The organism is Sphingomonas sp. HMP6 (assembly GCF_013374095.1).
Classification (GTDB): Bacteria; Pseudomonadota; Alphaproteobacteria; order Sphingomonadales; family Sphingomonadaceae; genus Sphingomonas.
The window spans coordinates 2,900,237-2,919,120 of record NZ_AP022672.1 but is presented as its reverse complement, the minus strand read 5'-3'; the positions used below and the strand labels follow the sequence as shown (position 1 = coordinate 2,919,120).

Genomic DNA, 18,884 nt, shown 5'->3' with positions numbered 1-18,884 from the left:
GGGCGGCATTATTTCGGAATGAGGGGGCGGCTTGCCTCGGAATCAGCAAAGGTGGAACGCGCGGTCATTCGGCGGGCACCGCCACAGGCTTGGCGGGGCGGGGATTGTAGCCCTCGATCTCGCGCACTTCGTCGGTGTCCAGAACGCCGGTTTCGATCGCAATCTTGTGACTTGCCCAGCGGGTTTCAGGGTCGGAGCGCAACAGGCTCGACATATCGAACTCGATCTCCAGATCGCTGCCATAGCCGAACAGGGCGCGGTTCAATTCGGCCTCCAGGCGGCGCACGCGAGGCGTAAGCGTGAACTGTCCAAACCAGCGCGCTGCCTCCCGGCTGTTCGTGAAGGTGCCATGCGACAGGTCGCCAATCATCGGCGGCGGCACGCCATAAACGCGGGCGATTTCCTCCACCGCAAAGCGCCGGCTGTTCAACAGCTCGGCATCCTCGGGACTGACCTGCATAGGCGACCATTTGAGCATGTCGTCCAGGATCAGCGCGCGGCCCGCGTTGCTCGCACCGGAAAACCGATCGGTGAATTGCGATCGAATGCTGGTCATTTGCGCGGCTGATAAGGGATGCTCGGACGTGATGACACCGCTCGGTTGCGCCCCCAGATCGAGGAAGTTGCGCGCGAACGTCTGTTGTGAAGTGGCAGTGCGCAGCACGTCCCGCGCACGGCTAAGGCGCGATCGGCCAATCATGGCATCGTCGCTACGGTCCTTCAAATGCACCACGTCATCGGCCAGCAGGCGGCGCTTGCGGGCACCGGCACCGGGCATCGTCGGCTCGTACACGTCGAACGCGACACGCCCGCTCGGCAAGAGCTGCATTGCGACCCACGCCCACGGGATGAAGCGCATCGAAAGCACCGCGCCGGATGCGTCCCGCGTCAATTCGATCAGAGCATTGCCGTGAAGCTCCACGCTTGCGATCGCGGATTCCAGCATCGCGCCCCACACTTGATCGGGGTTCGGCCCGTAGCGGACCAGGCGCTTTAGCCAATGGTCCAGAACCTCCACGCGCTCGGCACCTTGGCGGCGGTAAACCAGCACCGGGAAGGCCGCGATATTGGACGAGATGACGTTGACGCAGGACAGCACGACAGCGAGGTTTTCGGCCTCCACCGTGCTTACGATCGCGCCATCGTGCGATGCCGCCACGCTCGCCATCGTGATCGGATGCGCAGAACCCTGCCAGCTATTTGGCTCGGCAGATCGGCGGAAAAGAGCGGGAAGCCTCACCGGTACACCTCCAGGCGGAGCCGTAGCAGCTCCATGGAATGCGCAGCGCCGCGTGCCTCGATCGTCGTAGCCTGATAGGCCGGGTGTGAGGTGATGACGCTGATTTCGTGAAGGGTCAGGTTGCGCACAGTGCGGTGCGTGCCGCGCCATTCGTCGCCACCCTTGGGCACGTTGAACCCGAACGACATACCGCCCGCGTCGCCACGTTCGACAAGCGCCAGCACGTCGCGCGCGGCGGTCGTGTCGGGCAAGTCGATTTCATACGAAAGGCCCCGGCTATCCTCGACAAGCCGCAACGTGCCCGACCGGGTGCGACCAAGCACCTTGCTGGCGTCGTGGTCGACCAGGGCGAGGATATCGCGATTGGCGAGCGAGGCCGTGACGGCACCGACCGCAATGGACTCGGTGCCGCCGTTGATGCGCGTGTCCACGCCATAAGGGATGGCGAGGCCGCGAAGGGTCCGGCCTTCCGACCGGACCTCCCCCATGGCGCGACGCTCGATCACGGCTTGATGCCCACGATCTTGGCAAGGGCCGCAGGGCGCGCAACCTGCACGTCGGCGCGAAGCCAGCCGATGAACCCGACCTGCCCATATTCGGCAAACCGCTCATTCAGCACCGTAATCTGGAGCTGCGTGCGGATGCCGACCAGAACTTGCGAGAAGTCGCCCAGGAAGGCGCTGGAGGCGTTGTTTGCCGTCCCCTGCGTCTGATTGGTCGGGATGCCATTGGTGGACAGGAACGGCACGTTGGCGAGCAAGGGCGGGGGCTGGAGCGGTTGCCCCTGCGAGTCCACAAAGCCCGCGATCACGCGATTGGAGCGCGGTGCCAGCACGATCGCGTCCACCTTGCCTTCGTTGACGGCCTGCAACGCAAACATGGCATCAAGGAACGGGGCATACCCGGCGAGCGCGCCGCCGTTCGTGCCCATCGAAACCGACTGGAGGCCGGGAGTGTTGGCGAGGCCAAGCGGTTGATTGCCGGTGCCGGTGCCGAAAAAGATCGCATCGTCCAGGCCGCGAGCGAACCCGGCTGCCATCGTGGAGCGCAGCAGCGCGTCCATGTTGGGGGTATCCTCCAGCAATTCGCGCGACACGACGAACCGCACCGCAAGGCTCTTTGCGTCCATCGACATATCGCCGAACACCGGATCGCTTTCGGCAATCAGCGAGTTTTCCGCGCGCCACGACGGCACGGGATCGCTGATAACCTTCGCCATGCGCATGGTCTTGTTCGCCATCGGCACGGTGCGAACGCCTGCCTTGAAAGCGACGTTCTCGATACGGGCGTGGTCGATCACTTCCGTTGCGAGCGGTGCCGGGAGGAATGCACCGCCAGTCGAGACGCTGCCCTCGGCAAGAGCGCGACGCTCCAGATCGTTCTTCGGCCCGCCGATCAGCGCACCGATGAACCGGCCCAGGCCGATGTCGCTGGCGGCGGAACGCTCGGCAGGGACGAAATCGGCGATGCGCTGTTCGCGACCCAACACCGGCACGCGCTCGCCATTATCGGTGCGCCACGTCTCGATGCCCTCGGCGGCGGTGTGTGAAATTGCCTCGGCGAACACGCGGTATTCGATTCCGTCGTTCGCAGGCGTGTCGGTCAACGGACGGCCTCGCGCCTCGCTGTCCTCGCGCGCTTGACGCTCCAGAATCGTTTCGTTGGACTGGAGCCGGTCCAGCTCGGCGAAATTGTCGTTTACCGCCGTGCGCTGTTCATCGGACAGCAGGCCGTCCGCGCCGCCGGGGGCCGCGATGATTGCCGACGTGGCGGAGCGAAGCTCGGCCTTGCGCTGGCGGAGTTGGTGCAGGTTCATGCTCATTTTTCCTCAATTTGGCGGGGAGCCGAAGCCCCCCGCGCGGTGAAAGCCGTCAGTTTCTCAACGATGGTGTTTGATGATTGCCGATCGGGGTTACGCGCGCTTCCACCCCTCCCGATCGGCGATGCCCAGGCGCGGGCGATTTGGGGTGGTGTCTGCATTATTCGTCTGCACCGCCAGCGATGCGCTCTTCCTCGGCAAGCCCGCGCTGAACCTCGGCCTTCAAGTTGGCGACGTTCCACATTTCGGTCCAAAGGATCGAGCCAACGCCGCCAATCTGCGAGGCGAGAGGGTTCGCATCGGTGCCCGGGCAGCAATAGCTTGCGCCATTCATCGCGTGCGCAACCGCGACGTGCTCGGGGATCGGCAAGCCATTGTTCACGGCATTTTTGAGTTGCCCCACAACGCGACACGCGACCGCCGCCGCCTGCTTCACGGTCTGCCCGCGCTCGTTTAGGCGAGCGAACAGATACAGGCCGATCAAGTCGGGGATTTCGAAAATGCGAGGCATCCCGTGAGGCGCGTTCGGGGCGCAATTGTATTCGCCCGATGCCATCACAGCGTCGAACTTTTTGCGCTCCAGACTCGCGATACGGCAGGCGGCGGCGGTGTAGGCGGCGGTCAACATGTTCGAAACTCCCTATCTCGAAACCGATATAAGAGGGTTCTGAACTATTGTCCAGACGGTGCTAGTATGTTTTTTTATTCTGCCCCCGGCGGTTCGCGCCCGTCGTGTTCGCATCCACCGGGGTCGCCGACCGGGCAACCCGGCCCCCAGCCGCCGTGATACATGAACTCGTCCTCAGCAGGGTCGCCGTCCAGCTCGTCGCCGTTCGGCTCAAGGTCGGCATCCGGCTCGGCAAGGTCCATCAAATCAATGGCGACCATCACGAACGCGGCAAGCGCGTCGCGATCAAAGCGTGAAAGGACGCGCGTGATCGCGGCGGGCGGCGGAGGTGAGAAATGAACGCCCATGTCATCAACCCTCCCGCTTCAACGCTAGGAGGGACTGGTGGAACGCTTGGTGCCGAGCGTCCGCACGCGCCAGCTCGCGCAATGCGGCGTGTAGTAGGTTTTCAGCGTCGCCGGGGTTTGGCGTGTCGATCGAAATGTCGATCAGCGATTTGAGGATCGAAAGATCGCCGCTCAGATCGTCCATCGGCGACAGGTCGAGGGCGTGAAAGTTAGGTGCGCGCGTCGGCGCGCCCGTGATAGGAGCGTGTGTAGCCATGATCGTTCTCCAGGAACGGTTGCGGTTAGAGCCGGGCGAAAGTTGACGCTTTCGTTCGGCTCGATTTGTCTGTACGGATTAACCATGACAGGCGCAATAGTCCGTACAGAAAAAAGGGGGCGGCCGCGCATTGACGCAAAGTCGATTCATTTGACCTTGCCGCCCGCCGACCTTGCCGCGCTCGACGCGTGGATTGCAGATCAGGCGCACCCGCCGTCGCGGCCTGAGGCGATAAGGCTCATCTTGCGAAAGGTTATCGGATGATTACGGTTACAGTGTTTTTAGGCTCTTCTTTTGATAACGGAGCGGAATGGGATGATTTCGACTTTCCTGCCGTCCCGCGTATTGGCGAATGTATCCGCCAACCTAGCGGTGTCTCTGATAAAGTCCGCGATGTAGAGTATTTCGTTAACGGCGACGGCATTGTGCGCGTGCGGGTTCTATTGCCTAACGCCGCAATGAAGGATGCTATGCCGACCGTCGTCTAAACCCAAGCCAGCCCTGCCCCCCGATACACCTTCGGCCCTTCGTCGGTAGCTGCCAGCCCGGTCGCCATGATCGCACTGACAATACCGTCGATTCGGTCGATCGACTTCGCTTTTGAGGGCTTTCTGTTTCCGGCTGCATCCATCTCAATCACGACATTGCCAGCCTGCCATTTCAGGATTGGCGAGCCGTTGTGCAGCATCTTGCGCTCCAGCACCGCGCGCTCGAAAGCGTCCACCGCCGCCGCATAGGACCGGAACCCCGGCACGAACTCGGACAGCGGCAAGTCGATTCCTTCGTCGGATAGCAGCTTGCCCAGATCCTCGAAGCGCCAGCGATCGAACGCGATGCCCTGCACGTCGTAGCGCCCGCGAATGTCGGCAAGCTGGTGGGCGATGGCGACGCGATCGGTTGCCCTCCCGACCGTCGTCTCGATCCACCCGTCCTCTGCCCAGCGATCGTAAGGCACCCGGTCGCGTTCGACACGTTCGCCGATCGTGTCCACCGGCACGAAATGCCACGCCAGCAGCTTGCCCGAATCCGGGAAATACAGCGCCAAGGCGGTAAGGTCGCGCGTGCTGGAAAGGTCCAATCCCCCGTAGCAGCGCTGCCCCTCCAGCTCGGTAACGTCGAACGGCTCGGCATTGGCCTCCCAATCCGCCGCGTTGAGGAACCTCCCCTCTGCCGCGACGCGCTGGTTGAGGTTGAGCAACCGGAACGCCGGTTCGAACGATGGCGAGCGCTTCGCCATTGCCGCCGCGTCGGCGAAGTCGGTTTCGTTGAGGAACTTGCCCAGCGCCGGGTTCGCCAAGCCCCACGCTTCGCGATCGTCGAGCGCGCAATCCTTCGGTGCCGCGTGGAGCTGAATATAGACCGAGGCGGCGGGTTCTGCGTCGAGCATCTCACTCCAGAAATGATGATCGTCCGCCGCCTGCGTCGAGATGGTCACGCCAAGCGCCTGCCGCCGTTTCGCCATGCCGGTGCGCAGATTGTCCCACAGCTCGCGCGAGCGCCATTGCGCCACCTCGTCCGCGATCCAGAATGATGGTGCCAGGCCATGCGCCTTGCGCGCGTCGGACGTGAGCGCCCGCCAGATCGAGTTGCTTTCGTGGTCGGTGATCTCTTTGAACTGATCGCGGATGTTCACCCGTGCCGCCATCCAGGGGACGGCGTAGATGTAGGCGCACGTCATCCGGTAAAGCACGCTCGCCTGTTCGCGATCGAGCGCCGCCGCGTAACATTCCCCGTAGGGTTCCAGCATCGGCCCCAGCAGGTGCCCAAGCGACAAACCCGCCAGCAGGCCCGACTTGCCGTTGCCGCGTGCGACCGACAGACCCGCCAAACGCACGATCCGCTCGCCCTCGGTTTCGGCATACACGCCCCGCACGAATTGTTCTTGGAAGTCGATCACTTCCATGCGCTCGCCAGCCTTAAGGCCGGACACGATCGGCAACGTACCGAGGAACGCCAGCATCCGGTCAGCAGCGGGCATTCCAGCCGTTTCCCAAGGGTGTGACGCCATGGCGGGTGCACTTGCTGCCACGGCTTTCAGGCGTGCCGCACCGGGTCCCCTAGCGCCCATCACGGCCTCCAGACTGACTACGTTTGTAAACTAACTGATTTCGAAGGGTGGGCGTCGGTCCCCTGTCTGTCAGTCCTGAGAGATTTCCCCAAGGATGCGCAGCATCGAGCGGGTTGCCATCGGCATCGCACCCCTTGCGCGGCTTGCTCGATCGGATCGCCCCTGCCTCGCTTCCCCGTGCTGTCTTTGCGCCGTGGCAGGGTGGACAGTAGCTTGCGAGGCCATCATGCGAAGGGAACGCAGGCCCGCCGTCGCTCATCGGCACAACGTGATCGACGGTGTTCGCGGGCGTGATGCGATGCGGTGCGCAGCCACGACACAGCGGCTCGATTGCCAAGTGTGCGAGACGCAGGCGCTTCCACCGTGCGGTGTTGTATGGGTACGCGCTCATTGCTCCGGCCCCATCATGGCGAGGACGTGCCATCCCTTGAGGACGCTAGCGAGGATCACGGCACGCGACCGCGTGACACGGCTCGCCTTGAGGATGCTCTCAATCTCCCGTGCGGTCAGTGGACGGCTTAGCGCGTCCAGCACGATCAGCGCGCCCTCACGTTGCGCGGGTGCCATCGCTTCGATTGTCTCGATCAGATCAGCCATGCTCGCGTTCCAGTTGCTTGGCGAGGCGGCGCATGTCGCGCTCAAGCTCGCTTCGGTTTTCAAAGTAGCGTTCGGGATTGCTCCAGTCGGGGCGGAGCTGCCCTAATCGGCGGGCGATCTCGGCAAGCCGGGGGGCGGCGCTCATTCGGCACCGCCAGCACGGCTAGAACGGATAGAACGGGTGTTTCCGTTTCGCCTCACACCCGCCCGCGCGCACGTGATACCAAAGCAGATTATCCGTTCTATCCGTTCTAGCTGTTCTAAATTGGCCTCAATCGACATCGTACGGCCCCGCTTTCAGCGCGACGCCTTGGTGGGCGCGGATGCCATTGGCGACCTTTGAGGCCAGTCCTCGCTTGCTCATCTTCTTACCGAACCCGATCGCCGTGCCGGGGTCTTCGCCATGCTCGTCGGCGTATTTCCGCCAGTCGGTGTAGAGCTTGGCGGGAAGCTCGAACGCGCCGCGCCTGATCTCGCACCGCTCGGCAAGCCATTGCCCCATCAAATCCTCGCCCGCGAAATACTCGGTCGTTGCGTCGGTCACTGCGGCGGGGCGCACTAGGCCGCTCGTTTGCCACTCACGACACCCGGCGATTGCCCAGGCGAGAATGCGCCCGTGTTCCGCCTTTAGCTTGTGTTCGAGCTGCAAATCCGGGGCGGCGGGCTTTACGTTGAAACCGAGAATGTTGAACCGTCGCCGCATGGCATCGTCGGGATTAGCGAGGCGGGGCGCGTGATTGCCCACGATTGTCAGCTTGAATTGCGGTCGGAACGTGAAATTGTCCTGCCGCATAAAGCGCGCCGTGATCGGATCGCCGCCGGTCATCTGCTTAATCTTAGCTTCTGCCCACGATCGGCCTTCCTCGGTTTCGCTTGCCGTTACCAAACGCGCGCCGTGCAACATCGCCAGCTCGGTTGAGTGCCGATCGAACTTTGAGGAGGTGAAGGTGTCCATTGCCGCCGTGACGGCATAGTCGCCAAGGATCGCCGCAAGCGTGTTGAGGAACACGCTCTTACCCGTCCCCGCCAGCCCGTGAAGAAAGATCAGCGCATGTTCGCGCGTGTCGCCAGTGAGGCAGTATCCGGTCCACAAGCGAAGGAACCGGATGGCGTCCTGATCGCCCTCCAGTGCCTCATTCAGAAACTGGAGCCACCGCGTAGGCTCGCCATGTTCGGGTGTGCATCCTGCCAGCTTCGTGATGTAATCATCCGGGCGAGCGGGAAAGAAATCGCCCGTGCGCAGATCGACGGTGCCACCGGGGGTGCCCAGCAACATCGGGTCGGCATCCCATAGTGCCGCGGTGACGGCGTGCGCACGATCGGCGCGAGCAAACCGCTCTACACCCGCCGCAAAATTGGCCTTGCCCGGTGCGCCGCGTTGCCGCGCTTCGTGGCGCGCATAGGTGAAAGCAAGGTGATCGTTATTCGGTTGCCAGCGCGCGCCATCCCATACGAACCACCGCCCCGCGTCGTGATCGAACCGGAGGGTGTTACCGTGCCGCGCTGTGAAGGCGAGCGCGATATCATCCTCGCTCGGCCCGTTGCGGCTGGGATTGCTCTTGCCCGCCGTCATGCCGCTATCGAGCGTCCGCGCGATTTCAAACGGCTCTAGGCCAGCGTCGTTCGCTGCGGCCGCAAGCGCCGATCGCGCTGCGTCCGGATCAACCTTGCCCGCCGAAACGTCCTGTCCGATGCGGAATGCCGACTTGTTGAGTTGATCGTTACGCGCGCCGCGCGGTGCAGCGCGTACCTTGCCCGCCTCGATCGCCAGCAAGCTAGGCTCGCGGAGCATGGCGAGCAACCAATCAGGGGCGGCGGCCAGATCGAACAGGCCGGGAGGATTCTCCCATGCATAGAGCGACCCGCTTGGGTGCGTCGAACCCGCCGCCACGACATAGCCACCGTCGCCACGGATATCAGCGCCGGGAAAAATGCCCGCCCGGTTGCCGATCGTCCCGCCGGGGTGCGCGAAATAGACGTGCCGCCCCTTGCCGGTGCGAACCGAGATTGTGTCCGGCAAGCCGCGCCGCGTCGCCTCGGCAACCGCTTCGTCGCTGTCCAGATCGAGGACGAACAAGCCCGACACCGCCCCGGTGGCGATACCGACATTGCTTTGCTTAGAGGCCCAGCCCGCCACAGCTTCGGGAGTCGGGCGCGCCGTCTGGTATGCTTTCCACTTGATGACGGGTTGCTTGCTCGCGTGCGGCACCGGGAATACCGAAAAGCCCAGGTCGAGGGGGATGCGCCAAGGGTCGGGGAGCGCGAACTCGCGCCGCGCGGGGATCGCGTTCATTGCGCCACCCCGCCGCTAGTGGTATGCAATTCGAACCCATCCGCCAGGTCGGGGATTGATGCGCTCGATCCGGTTGCCGCCGGGTCGAGCGTTTCGCTTTTCAGCCCCGGTGAAGGGTCGAAAAGGTTAGCCAATCCGGAACGGTCGCGAAGGGGGTTTACCATAGCAGTGCTTCCAGTTAGCCTGCGTAAGTCTCTGTAATCCTTATCTTGCGTATGCCCTCACGGGGCATCCAGCCAAGTAAATATTTAGTGGGTTATCCGTAATTTGAGCTGAGGTTTCCGAAGCCGATCGCGCAGTGCGTCGCACCGCCAGAGCGGACTACGCCGCCCGTTCCAGCCGATCACGCAATTCGGTCGGGTCAGGCCAAATGCCCTGCGGCAAAGGCAATACCCCGTTCGAGGCCACGGAGCTCAGCCAGCCCGCGCATCCGCCCCAGCAGCGAATAGCCAGGGTTCACGGTGCGCCCGAGATCGTCGAGCATTTGATGCCCGTGATCCGGCCGCATCGGGATGCTGCGTTGCTCGCGCACCGACAGGCGATGCACCGCCGCGACCACCGCTGCCATGCCGGCATCGCCCTCGAGATGCGCCGCCTCGTGAAACGCGCCATCCGGCTCGCGCTGGACCGAGCGCAGATGCAGGAAGCCGATGCGGTCGCCGAGCCGATCGACCATGCCGGGCAGATCATTGTCCGCACGCACGCCGAACGATCCGGTGCACAGGCACAGCCCGTTCGAGCGGTTCGGCACGCGCGCGAACAGGTCGGCGACATCGGCTTCGGTGCTGACGACGCGCGGCAAGCCGAAGATCGGGAACGGCGGATCGTCGGGGTGGACGACCAAGCGGATGCCGAGCTCGTCGGCGAGCGGGCAGACTGCTTCGAGAAAGGCGACATGATTGTCGCGTAATTGGGCGGCGTCGATCTTGGCATAGGTATCCACCGCGCGCAGAAATTCGGCCGAGGTGAACCCCTCCTCGCTGCCCGGCAGCCCCGCGATGATCGTCCGCTCGAGCATAGCGCGCGCGGCATCGTCCATTGCGGCATAGCGTGCCGTGGCGGCTTCTTGCAGCGCGTCGGCATACGCATCGCGCGCACCCGGGCGCTGCAGGATAAAGAGGTCGTACGCGGCGACCGCCACCGGCTCGAAGCGTAGCGCGCGCGCGCCGTCGGGCAATTCCCACGCGAGATCGGTCCGCGTCCAATCGAGCAGCGGCATGAAATTGTAGGTTACGACGTCGATCCCGCACGCCGCGAGATTGGTCAGGCTCTGGCAATAATCATCGATCAGCCGGTCCCACTCGTGCGACCGGGTCTTGATCCCCTCTTCCACCGGCAAGCTTTCTACCACGCGCCAGTCGAGCCCGGCGGCCTCGATCATCGCTTTCCGCGCGGCGATCGCGCCGTGCTCCCACACCGCGCCGTTCGGCACTTCGTGCAGCGCGGTCACGATGCCGCTTGCCCCTGCCTGGCGAATATCGCGCAGCCGCACCGGATCGCTCGGCCCGAACCAGCGCATCGTTTGAGTCATCAACACGGTATCAGCCTTCCCGAAGCGTCACAGGCGTGCGCGGGCGGGAGCGCAGCAAGCTCCACAACACCGCCGCCGCCAAAATATCAAGCACCGCCAGCGCGGCGAACAACGGGTCATAGCCAAAGGCGTCCGCGCTTTGGCCGATCAGCAGCGTGAACAGCATCCCGCCGACCCACGCCGAAGTCCCCGCCATGCCGCTCGCCGTGCCGACCGTGCGGCTGTCGAACATGTCGGCGCACAGCGTGATCAGCGCGCCGCTCAGCATCTGATGCGCAAAGCCGCCGACGCAGAACAACAGGATTGCGATGGCGGGCGATGTCGCCAGCCCGATGCACGCCGGGCCGATCATACACAGCGCGCCGACCGTCATCGTGATCTTGCGCGAGGCAACCAGCGGCACGCCGCGCTTCATCAGCCAGCGTGGCAAGACCCCCGCTGCCAGACTCCCGAAATCGGCGGCGAGGAACGGCATCCACGCCCAGAGAGCGATGCTCTTCAAACCGAGCTGCCAGACCGAAACCAGATAGAGCGGGATGAAGAAATTGAAGGTCTGCCATGCCGGCTCGGCCAGAAAACGCGGGACCGCAATGCCCCAGAAGGCGCGACTCTTGAGCAGATCGCGCCGCGTCGTGGGCTTGGCATCGACATCCTCGTCGCGCGCCGCGGTGATCGCGACGCGCTCGGCATCGCTGAGAGCCGGATGATCGGCCGGGCTGCGATGCCAAGGTGCGCCCTGTCGTCGAGGAACATGCGTCGATCCTGCAAGCGTTGCGCGCCGGTGACGCGAATGCGGCGCGGTTGGCGATGCGCGCACATCTGGCGGCGGTGATGGATCATTTGCTGTTCCGAACCGAGGAACTGGCCGTGGAAGAAGCGCGCCGTTCGCTGGCCGATACCCGACGGAGATACGCCGTAAGTACCGATTGAGCTGCACCTCGGCCCGCTGGTGTTCAGCCCGCAGAAGCCGTGCAGCCTGCGCTCCGCTCCGCTACCAGCGCAGGGCGCGCGGACCCACCACAGCGCCGAGCGCCATCGCGACTACAATCCCCAGCGAATACCACGTAAGCACGAAGGGTGCCGCAGTTTCGGGGCAATGGAAGCCATAGAGCGTCGCCGCTATGCCGCCCGCCGCCAGCCCGGCCATCGCGCCCGCCAAGCGGAGCCGCGTCGGCGCGAGGCTGTGCAGCGCTCGGAGGAGCGCGGCGAAGATCGGTAGCGCGAGCAGCACGACCGAAAGCGAGCAGCGCTGCCAGCTATGGCCGAACCAGAGCGACGGCCAGCCGTAGCGCGGGGTTGCCATCAACTGCCCAAGGGCGAGCGCGGCAAGTAGGGCGACGGGCAGCAGCAGCCCAAGCCACAGCCAGCCCAGGGCGCGCCGCTCTGGCCGTGCGACCACCGCCAAGCCGGATGCGGCGAGCAAACCGATCGACAATGTATAAGCCCATTTTATCCAGATCATGCTGCCATAGAGCGCGTGCGACAGATCGGGCCGCAACCCGAGTCCCGCCGCCACTGCCACCGCCGTCGCGACGCCCCCGATCAGCAGCGCGGCAAACACGCGCCCGCCGACCGCGCCGGGTGCTACGGGCGCGACCTGTTCGGTCAGCGAATCGATCAGGGCTTCGGTCGATCGCATCGTCATGATCCCAGCCGGGCAGCGCCCAGGGTCGCGTCACTCAACCGCCGTTCGAGCGTCTTCAGCCCGCGATGCACCGAGATCTTCACGTCAGATTCGCTGATCCCGGCGCGCGCCGCCGCCTCCGCCACGCTCAGTCCGTCGATCTTTGTCGCGCGGATCGCCTGCGCCTGTTTGGATGGCAGCGCATCAAGGAGTTTGGCGACATCCATCTGCGCACCGCTCGCGTCCTCGAAACTCCCGACCGAGAGGATGTCGGCAAAATCGTCGAGCGGCACGGTCTGCTTTCGGCGCCGGAAATGATCGATCATCTTGTAGCGCGCCACGGCATAAGCCCAGGCGGTGAACGGCCGCGCCGGGTCATAGGTCGCACGCCGCGTATGGATGGCGATCAAACTGTCCTGCACCAAATCCTCGACATCATCCTCCGCCCCGCGCAGCCGTCGCGCGAAGAAGGCGCGCAGCACTGGGGCAAGCGCCCGCAGCAGCGCGCGCTGCGCGGCGGCCTCACCGGCCAGGCCGCCGATCATCAGCGTCCTGAGTTCTGCTTCACCAGCCCGCAAGGCCATTCCGGATCGTCATTCGCGTGAGCCCCGGTTTCGGTTACGGTTCCGTCGGATCGACTTCTCGGTTAGCCTTGCGCACATGACAAGAGGGGACATCCGAATCGGTATTGGCGGGTGGACGTACGAGCCATGGCGCGGCGTTTTCTTTCCCGAAAAGTGGCCGATCAAGCGCGAGCTAGAATATGCCGCGGGTAAGCTGACCGCGATCGAGGTCAACGGCACCTATTATTCCTCGCAAAAGCCCGCGACCTTCGCCGCCTGGGCGAAAGCGGTGCCCGACGGCTTCGTCTTCACGCTGAAGGCATCACGATATTGCACCAATCGCAAGGTGCTGGCCGAAGCCGGCGAATCGATCGCGCGCTTCACCGGGCAAGGCATCGTCGAACTCGGCGACCGGCTTGGGCCGATCCTGTGGCAGTTCATGGCGACCAAGAAGTTTGATCCGGACGATTTCGGGGCATTCCTGAAGCTGTTACCCGCAAAGCAGGACGGCGTCGCGCTGCGCCACGCGGTGCAGGTGCGGCATGAGACCTTTTGCGTGCCGGAATTCGTCGCAATGGCGCGCGCCGCCGGGGTGGCGATCGTCTATGCCGATTCAGCCGACTATCCCGCGATTGCCGATATCAGCGGCGACTTCGTCTATGCGCGGCTCGAGGCGGCGGCCGAGGACGAACCGGCGGGCTATACCCCTGCTGCGCTGGATCGCTGGGCCGGGGCCGCACGGACCTGGGCAAGTGGCGGGGCGCCCGAGGGCCTGCCCTATGTCGCAGACCCGGGATCGGTCAGCCCGCGCGAAGCCTTTGTGTTTTTCATCAACGGTGCAAAGGTGCGGGCGCCCGCCGGCGCGATGGCACTGATCGAGCGCATCCGCGCTTAGGGCGTAACGGATGGGACCGGTGCCGCAACCGGAACCGCATCGACGCCCGGGGCCAGGATGGCGGCACTCTCGATCGTGTCGAGCGCACGGCGCGCGCCGATGTAGCGCCGTGCAGCACTGCTCCAGCTTTCCGCTTGCCCGGCACCCGGGGTGCGCGACACTTCCGCCAGCGCCGCCTCGACTTGTCCCGCGTCGATCAACCGGCGGGCGCGCGCCACGCGATCGACTGGCAAAGGCGAGGGCGTGCCCGCGCGGCGCAAAACCACAAGATTGCCGATTTCGAACCGGAAGCTTTGCCACCAGCCGATCGTCGCGGCACCGGTCATCAATTCCGGCGCAATCCCGTCGAGCCCGGCGCGCAAATCCTCCAGCGTCACCGGCGCGCGCGCCGCTTGCAGCACGGTGGCAACCGCGGCGGGCTGCGTGCCGCCGAAGCGACTGCGCAACTGATCCTCCAGAAAGCCGAGATTGAGCCCACGATCGAGCGCCCGCCGTGCGGCGAACGCGACCATCATCCCCTCGCTGCGCGTGGCATAAGCCGACGCACGCTGCGACTCGCGGTCGATCATGCCGGCACGCGTTTCCAGATCGCCGAGCTTGGCAGCCAGTTCGGCTTCGCGCGTCGACAGCGCCGCCAGATCGATCGCCGGGACCGGCGCGCCGGCCTTGCTCGGCACGATCACTACCGGTGCCTGCCCATTGGCACCGACTGGCACCGTCACGGTCGCGACGGGCTTAGTCTCAGCAGTACGGGCGAATTTGTTGAGCACGAACGCGGCCACGCCGACCCCGATCAAAAACGCGATCAGCCCGAGCGCGACGCCCATCCGCCACCCCATCCCGCTCGCAGGAGGTGGCGGTGCCGGGGTAAAGCTCGGCAGCACGCGGGGCGGCAGCGGCGGGGCGGGCGGCGACAGCGGGGGCGGCGGCGGGGGCAGCACCGGGGCAGGTTCGGACACCGGAGGGATTGCATCGTCCATGCTGCCTTATCGGGGCCGTTACGCAGGCGGTCAACGCCCCCGCGCAGGTTCGACGCGCGTGGCGGCGGCAAACAGTGCGGCATCGTCGGGGGTGGCGGCACTGTCGATGTCGGCCCACCCTTCCCCGGCCGCAGCGGCGATTGCCGCGCTGAACGCGGCAATCGCCACGTGCGCGCGGTCGATCCCCGCGGCATCCAGCAGTTCCGCCAGCCGCCGCGCCGCGCGCGCAGAGTGGAGCAGGGCGACCGACCCGATTGTTATCCGCAATCGTGCCGAATCGACCGGGACGGCCGCGCTTTCATAGACCGCAATACCCTGCGCGATCGGCCCGCCCGCCGAAAGCGTGCGGTCGCGGCCCGTCAAATGCAGCGCGCGCGACACACCGTGCGCCATCGCCAGCGCCGCGACTTCTGCACCATCACCGCCACCGGTCGCCATGACGTCGAACCCCGCCGCGCGCGCTGCTGCTGCCGTATGCGGGCCGACCGCGAGCACCGGGAGGGCAGTGAGCGCGGAGAGCCCCGCCCCGCCGAAGCGTAAGGCGTTGGCGCTGGTCAGGATCAGCGCGTCGAAATCGGCGGCGCTGGGCGCGCTCCATGCCAGCGGCTGGACAGCAAACAATGGCAGCGACACGGTTGCAAAGCCCGCCGCCCCGGCGCGGGCGACGGTGGCGGCATTGCCCGGTTCGGGCCGCAGCACCGCCAGCCGCCGGATCACGCCGAGAACAGCCGCCGTACGCTTTCGGGTGCGCGCGCGAGCAGATCGGCGGCGAGCCGTTCGGAAAGCGTTCCATCATCGACCGCGCCGCGCATCTCGCCCGTCACATGCGCGCTGCCATCCTCGGCGAACAGCTCGGCGCGAATGAAGACGGTGCCATCGTCGATCACCGCAAGTGCTGCAACCGGCGAGTGGCAATCCGCCACCAGCGCCGCGAGCAAGGCGCGCTCGACCAGCACGCACAGATGCGTCGCCTCATGATCAATCGCGGCGAGCCAGCCAAGGATCGTCGCGTCGCCCGCGCGCGCTTCGATCCCGACCGCACCCTGGGCCGGCGCGGGCAGCATGACGTCGGTCTCGATCCCGACGCCGACATCGGGGCGTCCGAGCCGATCGAGCCCCGCTGCCGCCAGCATCGATGCGTCGACCTCGCCCGCCGCCACCTTGGCGAGGCGCGTATCGACATTGCCGCGGAACAGCACCGTCTCGAAATCGGGGCGCATCCGCTTCAACTGCGCGACGCGGCGTGGTGAGCTGGTGCCGATCACGGCGCCTTGGCGCAGGCTGGCGATGCTCGGCGCGCCGATCAGCCGATCGCGTACATCGGCACGCGGCAGCATCGCGGCGATCGCGATCTCGACCGGGCGCGCGGTCTCGACATCCTTCATCGAATGCACCGCGAAATCGACTTCGCCTGACAGCAAAGCGCGATCGAGTTCCTTTGTCCACAGTGCCTTGCCGCCGATTTCGGCGAGCGCGACGTCCTGCACACGGTCGCCCGTGGTCTTGATCGGCACGATCTCGATCGCGCCGATGTCCCAACCGTGCGCGGTGCACAGCGCATCGCGCACCATATTAGCCTGGACGAGCGCGAGCGGCGATCCGCGCGTGCCGAGCTTCAACTGTGGTTGCGTCAAGCGATCCCTCCCTTTTGCGGCCACCTTGGCGAACGCGTCCGATTTCGACAAGCCGTGTCCGAGCGGCTAAGGGATAGCGATGGCACTCATTCTCGGCCTTGAATCGAGCTGCGACGAAACCGCCGCCGCCCTCGTTACCTCGGATCGTCGCATCCTGTCGCACCGTCTTGCGGGGCAGGAGGCGGCGCATCGCCCGTACGGCGGCGTGGTGCCCGAAATCGCGGCGCGCGCGCATGTCGAGATGTTGAGCCCGTTGGTCGCGGCGGCGCTCGCCGATGCGGGCGTTACGCTGGCCGATGTCGATGCGGTCGCGGCGACGGCGGGGCCGGGGCTGATCGGTGGCGTGATGGTCGGGCTCGTCACCGGCAAGGCGCTGGCGCACGCGGCGAGCAAGCCGCTGATTGCGGTCAACCACCTCGAGGGGCATGCGCTCAGCCCGCGTTTGTCCGACCCAGATCTGGAATTTCCCTATCTGCTGCTGCTCGTTTCGGGCGGGCATTGCCAGTTGCTGCTGGTCGAGGGCGTCGCGCGCTATCGCCGCCTCGCGACGACGATCGACGATGCCGCAGGCGAGGCGTTCGACAAGACCGCCAAGGTGCTGGGCCTCGGCTTTCCCGGCGGCCCGGCGGTCGAGGCGGCGGCGGCACTTGGGCAGTCGATCGTGCCCTTGCCGCGTCCGTTGAAGGGTTCGCCCGAGCCGCACTTTTCTTTCGCAGGGCTCAAAAGCGCTGTCGTGCGCGCGCATGACGCCAAGACGTGGGGTGTCGAGGATATCGCCGCTTCGTTCCAGGCTGCGGTGGTCGATTGCTTGATTGACCGGACCGTGCGGGCGCTGGGACAGGCGGGCGCGGTCACGGCTTTGGTCGTGGCGGGGGGCGTCGCCGCCAATACTGCCGTCCGCACCGCCCTTGCCGATCTCGCCACCGCGCACAGCCTGCGCTTCGTCGCGCCGCCGTTATGGTTGTGTACCGACAATGCCGCGATGATCGGCTGGGCGGGCGCGGAACGCTTTGCCGCCGGCCTGACCGATCCGCTCGACGTGGCGGCGCGCCCGCGCTGGCCGCTCGATCCGGGTGCGGAAGCGGTGCGCGGCGCAGGAGTGAAAGCATGAGGATCGGCGTCATCGGCGGCGGGGCCTGGGGTACGGCGCTGGCGCAGGTATTCGCAACCGGCGGTCACCGGGTCGTTCTCTGGGCGCGCGAACCCGAGGTCGTCGCCGCGATCAACGCGGAACACCGAAACCCCGTATTCCTGCCCGGCGTTGCCTTGTCGCCCGCGCTCGTCGCGGTCGGGCAGATTTGGGATATCGGCGATGTCGACGTCGTGTTCGTCGTAACGCCAGCGCAGCATATGCGCGCGATCCTAGCTGATGTTCCGTGCAATGCGCAGCCGCTCATCCTTTGCGCCAAGGGCATCGAAGCAGGTAGCCTCAAGCTCTTGCACCAAGTGGCGCGGGAAGAGGTCGATGGGTCGCCGGTTGCCGTCCTGTCCGGCCCGACCTTCGCACATGAGGTCGCGCACGGCCTGCCGACAGCCGTGACGCTAGCGGCGGAGGATCTCGCTCTCGCCACCGACATTGCGCAGGCAATCGCGCAGCCAAGCTTCCGGCCCTATGCCTCCACCGACGTGATCGGCGCGGAGATTGGCGGGGCGGTGAAGAATGTGCTCGCGATCGCGTGCGGCGTGGTCGAGGGGGCTGGGCTCGGCCAGAACGCCCGCGCCGCGCTGATCGCGCGCGGCTTTGCGGAGATGGTGCGGTTCGGCCTCGCGCGCGGCGCGCGGGCGGAGACGTTGAGCGGGCTGTCGGGGCTTGGCGATCTGGTGCTGACGTGCTCCTCGACCAGTTCGCGCAACTTCTCGCTCGGGATGGGGCTTGGCCAGGGCAAGCTCGCGGCCGACCTACTTGCCGACCGGCTGACGGTTGCGGAGGGCGCCTTCACGGCGCCGGTGCTGCGCGAGGCGGCAATGGCGGCGGGCGTCGCGATGCCGGTGGTGGAGGCGGTATGCGATCTCCTTGAGGGGTGCGAAGTGCGGGGTGTGATCGAAGCGTTGCTGGCGCGACCGCTGACGCGGGAGTGAGGCGCTCTACCCCCCCCGTTCGCCCTGAGCTTGTCGAAGGGCTGCTCTCCACTCGAACCACCGCGCAAGGGGAGAGCGGTGCTTCGACAAGCTCAGCACGAACGGGGTGAGGGGCGACCGCGCGCGAAACAACCAGCCCTCAAAAATCGATCGCGATGCCCTTGAGTTCCCAATCGCCATAACGCGTCGGATCGAGCCCGTCGGGATCGCCCTTCGCGCTTTGCGTTTTCACCGGCACCGGATCGGGTTTCGGCACCGGAGGATTGGCGCTGAGATAGGCGGGTGGCTTCACATGTGGCGGGCGAGCGGCCATGAGGGTTTCCTGAAGAC

At 65.6% G+C, this 18,884-nt stretch carries 25 protein-coding genes; 5 read left to right on the top strand and 20 right to left on the bottom strand.

The window, feature by feature from the left end; genetic code table 11:
* Positions 1–64: 64 nt before the first annotated feature.
* The 6 genes from HMP06_RS14245 to HMP06_RS14220 all read right to left on the bottom strand — a co-directional run bounded on the left by HMP06_RS14245 (position 65) and on the right by HMP06_RS14220 (position 4,290).
* Positions 65–1,240 (bottom strand): phage portal protein, encoded by a 1,176-nt coding sequence (locus HMP06_RS14245; RefSeq protein ID WP_232089705.1) that lies wholly within the window; start codon positions 1,238–1,240, stop codon positions 65–67.
* Positions 1,237–1,746 carry an HK97 family phage prohead protease gene (locus HMP06_RS14240; protein WP_197940695.1) on the bottom strand — a complete coding sequence of 170 codons (510 nt, stop codon included), beginning with the start codon at positions 1,744–1,746 and terminating at the stop codon, positions 1,237–1,239. Before HMP06_RS14240 ends, HMP06_RS14245 begins: the two co-directional genes overlap by 4 nt.
* Positions 1,743–3,056 (bottom strand): phage major capsid protein, encoded by a 1,314-nt coding sequence (locus HMP06_RS14235; RefSeq protein WP_176497669.1) that lies wholly within the window; start codon positions 3,054–3,056, stop codon positions 1,743–1,745. The genes HMP06_RS14240 and HMP06_RS14235 overlap by 4 nt, the downstream gene beginning before the upstream one ends.
* A 163-nt stretch (positions 3,057–3,219) precedes the next feature.
* A complete protein-coding gene (locus HMP06_RS14230; RefSeq protein WP_176497668.1) occupies positions 3,220–3,687 on the bottom strand; it encodes a hypothetical protein in 468 nt (155 codons plus the stop codon).
* Positions 3,688–3,761: 74 nt separating this feature from the next.
* Positions 3,762–4,034, bottom strand: a complete 273-nt coding sequence (locus tag HMP06_RS14225; protein WP_176497667.1) for a hypothetical protein — start codon at positions 4,032–4,034, stop codon at positions 3,762–3,764.
* A 4-nt stretch (positions 4,035–4,038) separates the two neighbouring features.
* A complete protein-coding gene (locus HMP06_RS14220) occupies positions 4,039–4,290 on the bottom strand; it encodes a hypothetical protein (protein WP_176497666.1) in 252 nt (83 codons plus the stop codon).
* A gap of 260 nt (positions 4,291–4,550) precedes the next feature.
* Here HMP06_RS14220 and HMP06_RS14215 point away from each other — a divergent pair, with 260 nt between their 5' ends.
* On the top strand, positions 4,551–4,778 hold the full coding sequence (locus tag HMP06_RS14215) for a hypothetical protein (protein WP_176497665.1): 228 nt from the start codon (positions 4,551–4,553) through the stop codon (positions 4,776–4,778).
* On the opposite strand, the gene HMP06_RS14210 is transcribed toward HMP06_RS14215, so the two are convergent.
* The 8 genes from HMP06_RS14210 to HMP06_RS14175 form a co-directional block, all read right to left on the bottom strand.
* Positions 4,775–6,268, bottom strand: coding sequence for a terminase large subunit (locus HMP06_RS14210; protein ID WP_176497664.1), 1,494 nt, complete (start codon positions 6,266–6,268; stop codon positions 4,775–4,777). The genes HMP06_RS14215 and HMP06_RS14210 overlap by 4 nt on opposite strands.
* A gap of 79 nt (positions 6,269–6,347) precedes the next feature.
* Positions 6,348–6,749, bottom strand: a complete 402-nt coding sequence (locus HMP06_RS18085) for an HNH endonuclease signature motif containing protein (RefSeq protein WP_197940693.1) — start codon at positions 6,747–6,749, stop codon at positions 6,348–6,350.
* Complete coding sequence (locus HMP06_RS14200; RefSeq protein ID WP_176497662.1) at positions 6,746–6,955, bottom strand: hypothetical protein; 210 nt, start codon at positions 6,953–6,955, stop codon at positions 6,746–6,748. The genes HMP06_RS18085 and HMP06_RS14200 overlap by 4 nt, the downstream gene beginning before the upstream one ends.
* Complete coding sequence (locus tag HMP06_RS14195; RefSeq protein ID WP_176497661.1) at positions 6,948–7,100, bottom strand: hypothetical protein; 153 nt, start codon at positions 7,098–7,100, stop codon at positions 6,948–6,950. Before HMP06_RS14195 ends, HMP06_RS14200 begins: the two co-directional genes overlap by 8 nt.
* A gap of 126 nt (positions 7,101–7,226) precedes the next feature.
* A complete protein-coding gene (locus tag HMP06_RS14190; protein ID WP_176497660.1) occupies positions 7,227–9,248 on the bottom strand; it encodes a phage/plasmid primase, P4 family in 2,022 nt (673 codons plus the stop codon).
* Positions 9,245–9,382 (bottom strand): hypothetical protein, encoded by a 138-nt coding sequence (locus tag HMP06_RS14185; RefSeq protein WP_176497659.1) that lies wholly within the window; start codon positions 9,380–9,382, stop codon positions 9,245–9,247. Before HMP06_RS14185 ends, HMP06_RS14190 begins: the two co-directional genes overlap by 4 nt.
* Before the next feature lie 227 nt (positions 9,383–9,609).
* Positions 9,610–10,779 (bottom strand): mannonate dehydratase, encoded by a 1,170-nt coding sequence (gene uxuA, locus HMP06_RS14180; RefSeq protein ID WP_176497658.1) that lies wholly within the window; start codon positions 10,777–10,779, stop codon positions 9,610–9,612.
* A 10-nt stretch (positions 10,780–10,789) separates the two neighbouring features.
* The gene (locus HMP06_RS14175; protein WP_232089703.1) at positions 10,790–11,596 is read right to left on the bottom strand and encodes an MFS transporter; all 807 of its coding nucleotides are present in this window, start codon (positions 11,594–11,596) and stop codon (positions 10,790–10,792) included.
* Between HMP06_RS14175 and HMP06_RS18080 the strand changes: the two genes are divergently transcribed.
* Complete coding sequence (locus HMP06_RS18080; RefSeq protein ID WP_176497657.1) at positions 11,509–11,709, top strand: FCD domain-containing protein; 201 nt, start codon at positions 11,509–11,511, stop codon at positions 11,707–11,709. The two genes, HMP06_RS14175 and HMP06_RS18080, sit on opposite strands and share 88 nt — an antisense overlap.
* Before the next feature lie 61 nt (positions 11,710–11,770).
* Here the strand turns inward: HMP06_RS18080 and HMP06_RS14165 are convergent, their stop codons facing one another.
* Both HMP06_RS14165 and HMP06_RS14160 read right to left on the bottom strand, forming a co-directional pair.
* Positions 11,771–12,424 (bottom strand): NrsF family protein, encoded by a 654-nt coding sequence (locus HMP06_RS14165; protein ID WP_232089702.1) that lies wholly within the window; start codon positions 12,422–12,424, stop codon positions 11,771–11,773.
* Positions 12,421–12,981 (bottom strand): sigma-70 family RNA polymerase sigma factor, encoded by a 561-nt coding sequence (locus HMP06_RS14160; protein WP_443026516.1) that lies wholly within the window; start codon positions 12,979–12,981, stop codon positions 12,421–12,423. Before HMP06_RS14160 ends, HMP06_RS14165 begins: the two co-directional genes overlap by 4 nt.
* A gap of 82 nt (positions 12,982–13,063) precedes the next feature.
* On the opposite strand from HMP06_RS14160, the gene HMP06_RS14155 reads away from it, so the two are divergent.
* Positions 13,064–13,861 (top strand): DUF72 domain-containing protein, encoded by a 798-nt coding sequence (locus HMP06_RS14155; RefSeq protein WP_176497655.1) that lies wholly within the window; start codon positions 13,064–13,066, stop codon positions 13,859–13,861.
* Here the strand turns inward: HMP06_RS14155 and HMP06_RS14150 are convergent.
* The 3 genes from HMP06_RS14150 to hemC are packed head-to-tail and all read right to left on the bottom strand — an operon-like array spanning position 13,858 to position 16,475.
* A complete protein-coding gene (locus HMP06_RS14150) occupies positions 13,858–14,841 on the bottom strand; it encodes a hypothetical protein (protein WP_232089700.1) in 984 nt (327 codons plus the stop codon). The two genes, HMP06_RS14155 and HMP06_RS14150, sit on opposite strands and share 4 nt — an antisense overlap.
* A gap of 30 nt (positions 14,842–14,871) precedes the next feature.
* A complete protein-coding gene (locus HMP06_RS14145; protein ID WP_176497654.1) occupies positions 14,872–15,558 on the bottom strand; it encodes a uroporphyrinogen-III synthase in 687 nt (228 codons plus the stop codon).
* On the bottom strand, positions 15,555–16,475 hold the full coding sequence (hemC, locus tag HMP06_RS14140; RefSeq protein ID WP_176497653.1) for a hydroxymethylbilane synthase: 921 nt from the start codon (positions 16,473–16,475) through the stop codon (positions 15,555–15,557). The genes HMP06_RS14145 and hemC overlap by 4 nt, the downstream gene beginning before the upstream one ends.
* 79 nt (positions 16,476–16,554) lie before the next feature.
* On the opposite strand from hemC, the gene tsaD reads away from it, so the two are divergent.
* Together tsaD and HMP06_RS14130 are read left to right on the top strand one after the other, a co-directional pair.
* Positions 16,555–17,586 (top strand): tRNA (adenosine(37)-N6)-threonylcarbamoyltransferase complex transferase subunit TsaD, encoded by a 1,032-nt coding sequence (gene tsaD, locus HMP06_RS14135; RefSeq protein WP_176497652.1) that lies wholly within the window; start codon positions 16,555–16,557, stop codon positions 17,584–17,586.
* Positions 17,583–18,554, top strand: coding sequence for an NAD(P)H-dependent glycerol-3-phosphate dehydrogenase (locus HMP06_RS14130; RefSeq protein ID WP_176497651.1), 972 nt, complete (start codon positions 17,583–17,585; stop codon positions 18,552–18,554). Before tsaD ends, HMP06_RS14130 begins: the two co-directional genes overlap by 4 nt.
* Before the next feature lie 139 nt (positions 18,555–18,693).
* Here HMP06_RS14130 and HMP06_RS14125 read toward each other — a convergent pair whose 3' ends face one another.
* Positions 18,694–18,867, bottom strand: coding sequence for a DUF1674 domain-containing protein (locus HMP06_RS14125; protein WP_176497650.1), 174 nt, complete (start codon positions 18,865–18,867; stop codon positions 18,694–18,696).
* Positions 18,868–18,884 lie beyond the last annotated feature (17 nt).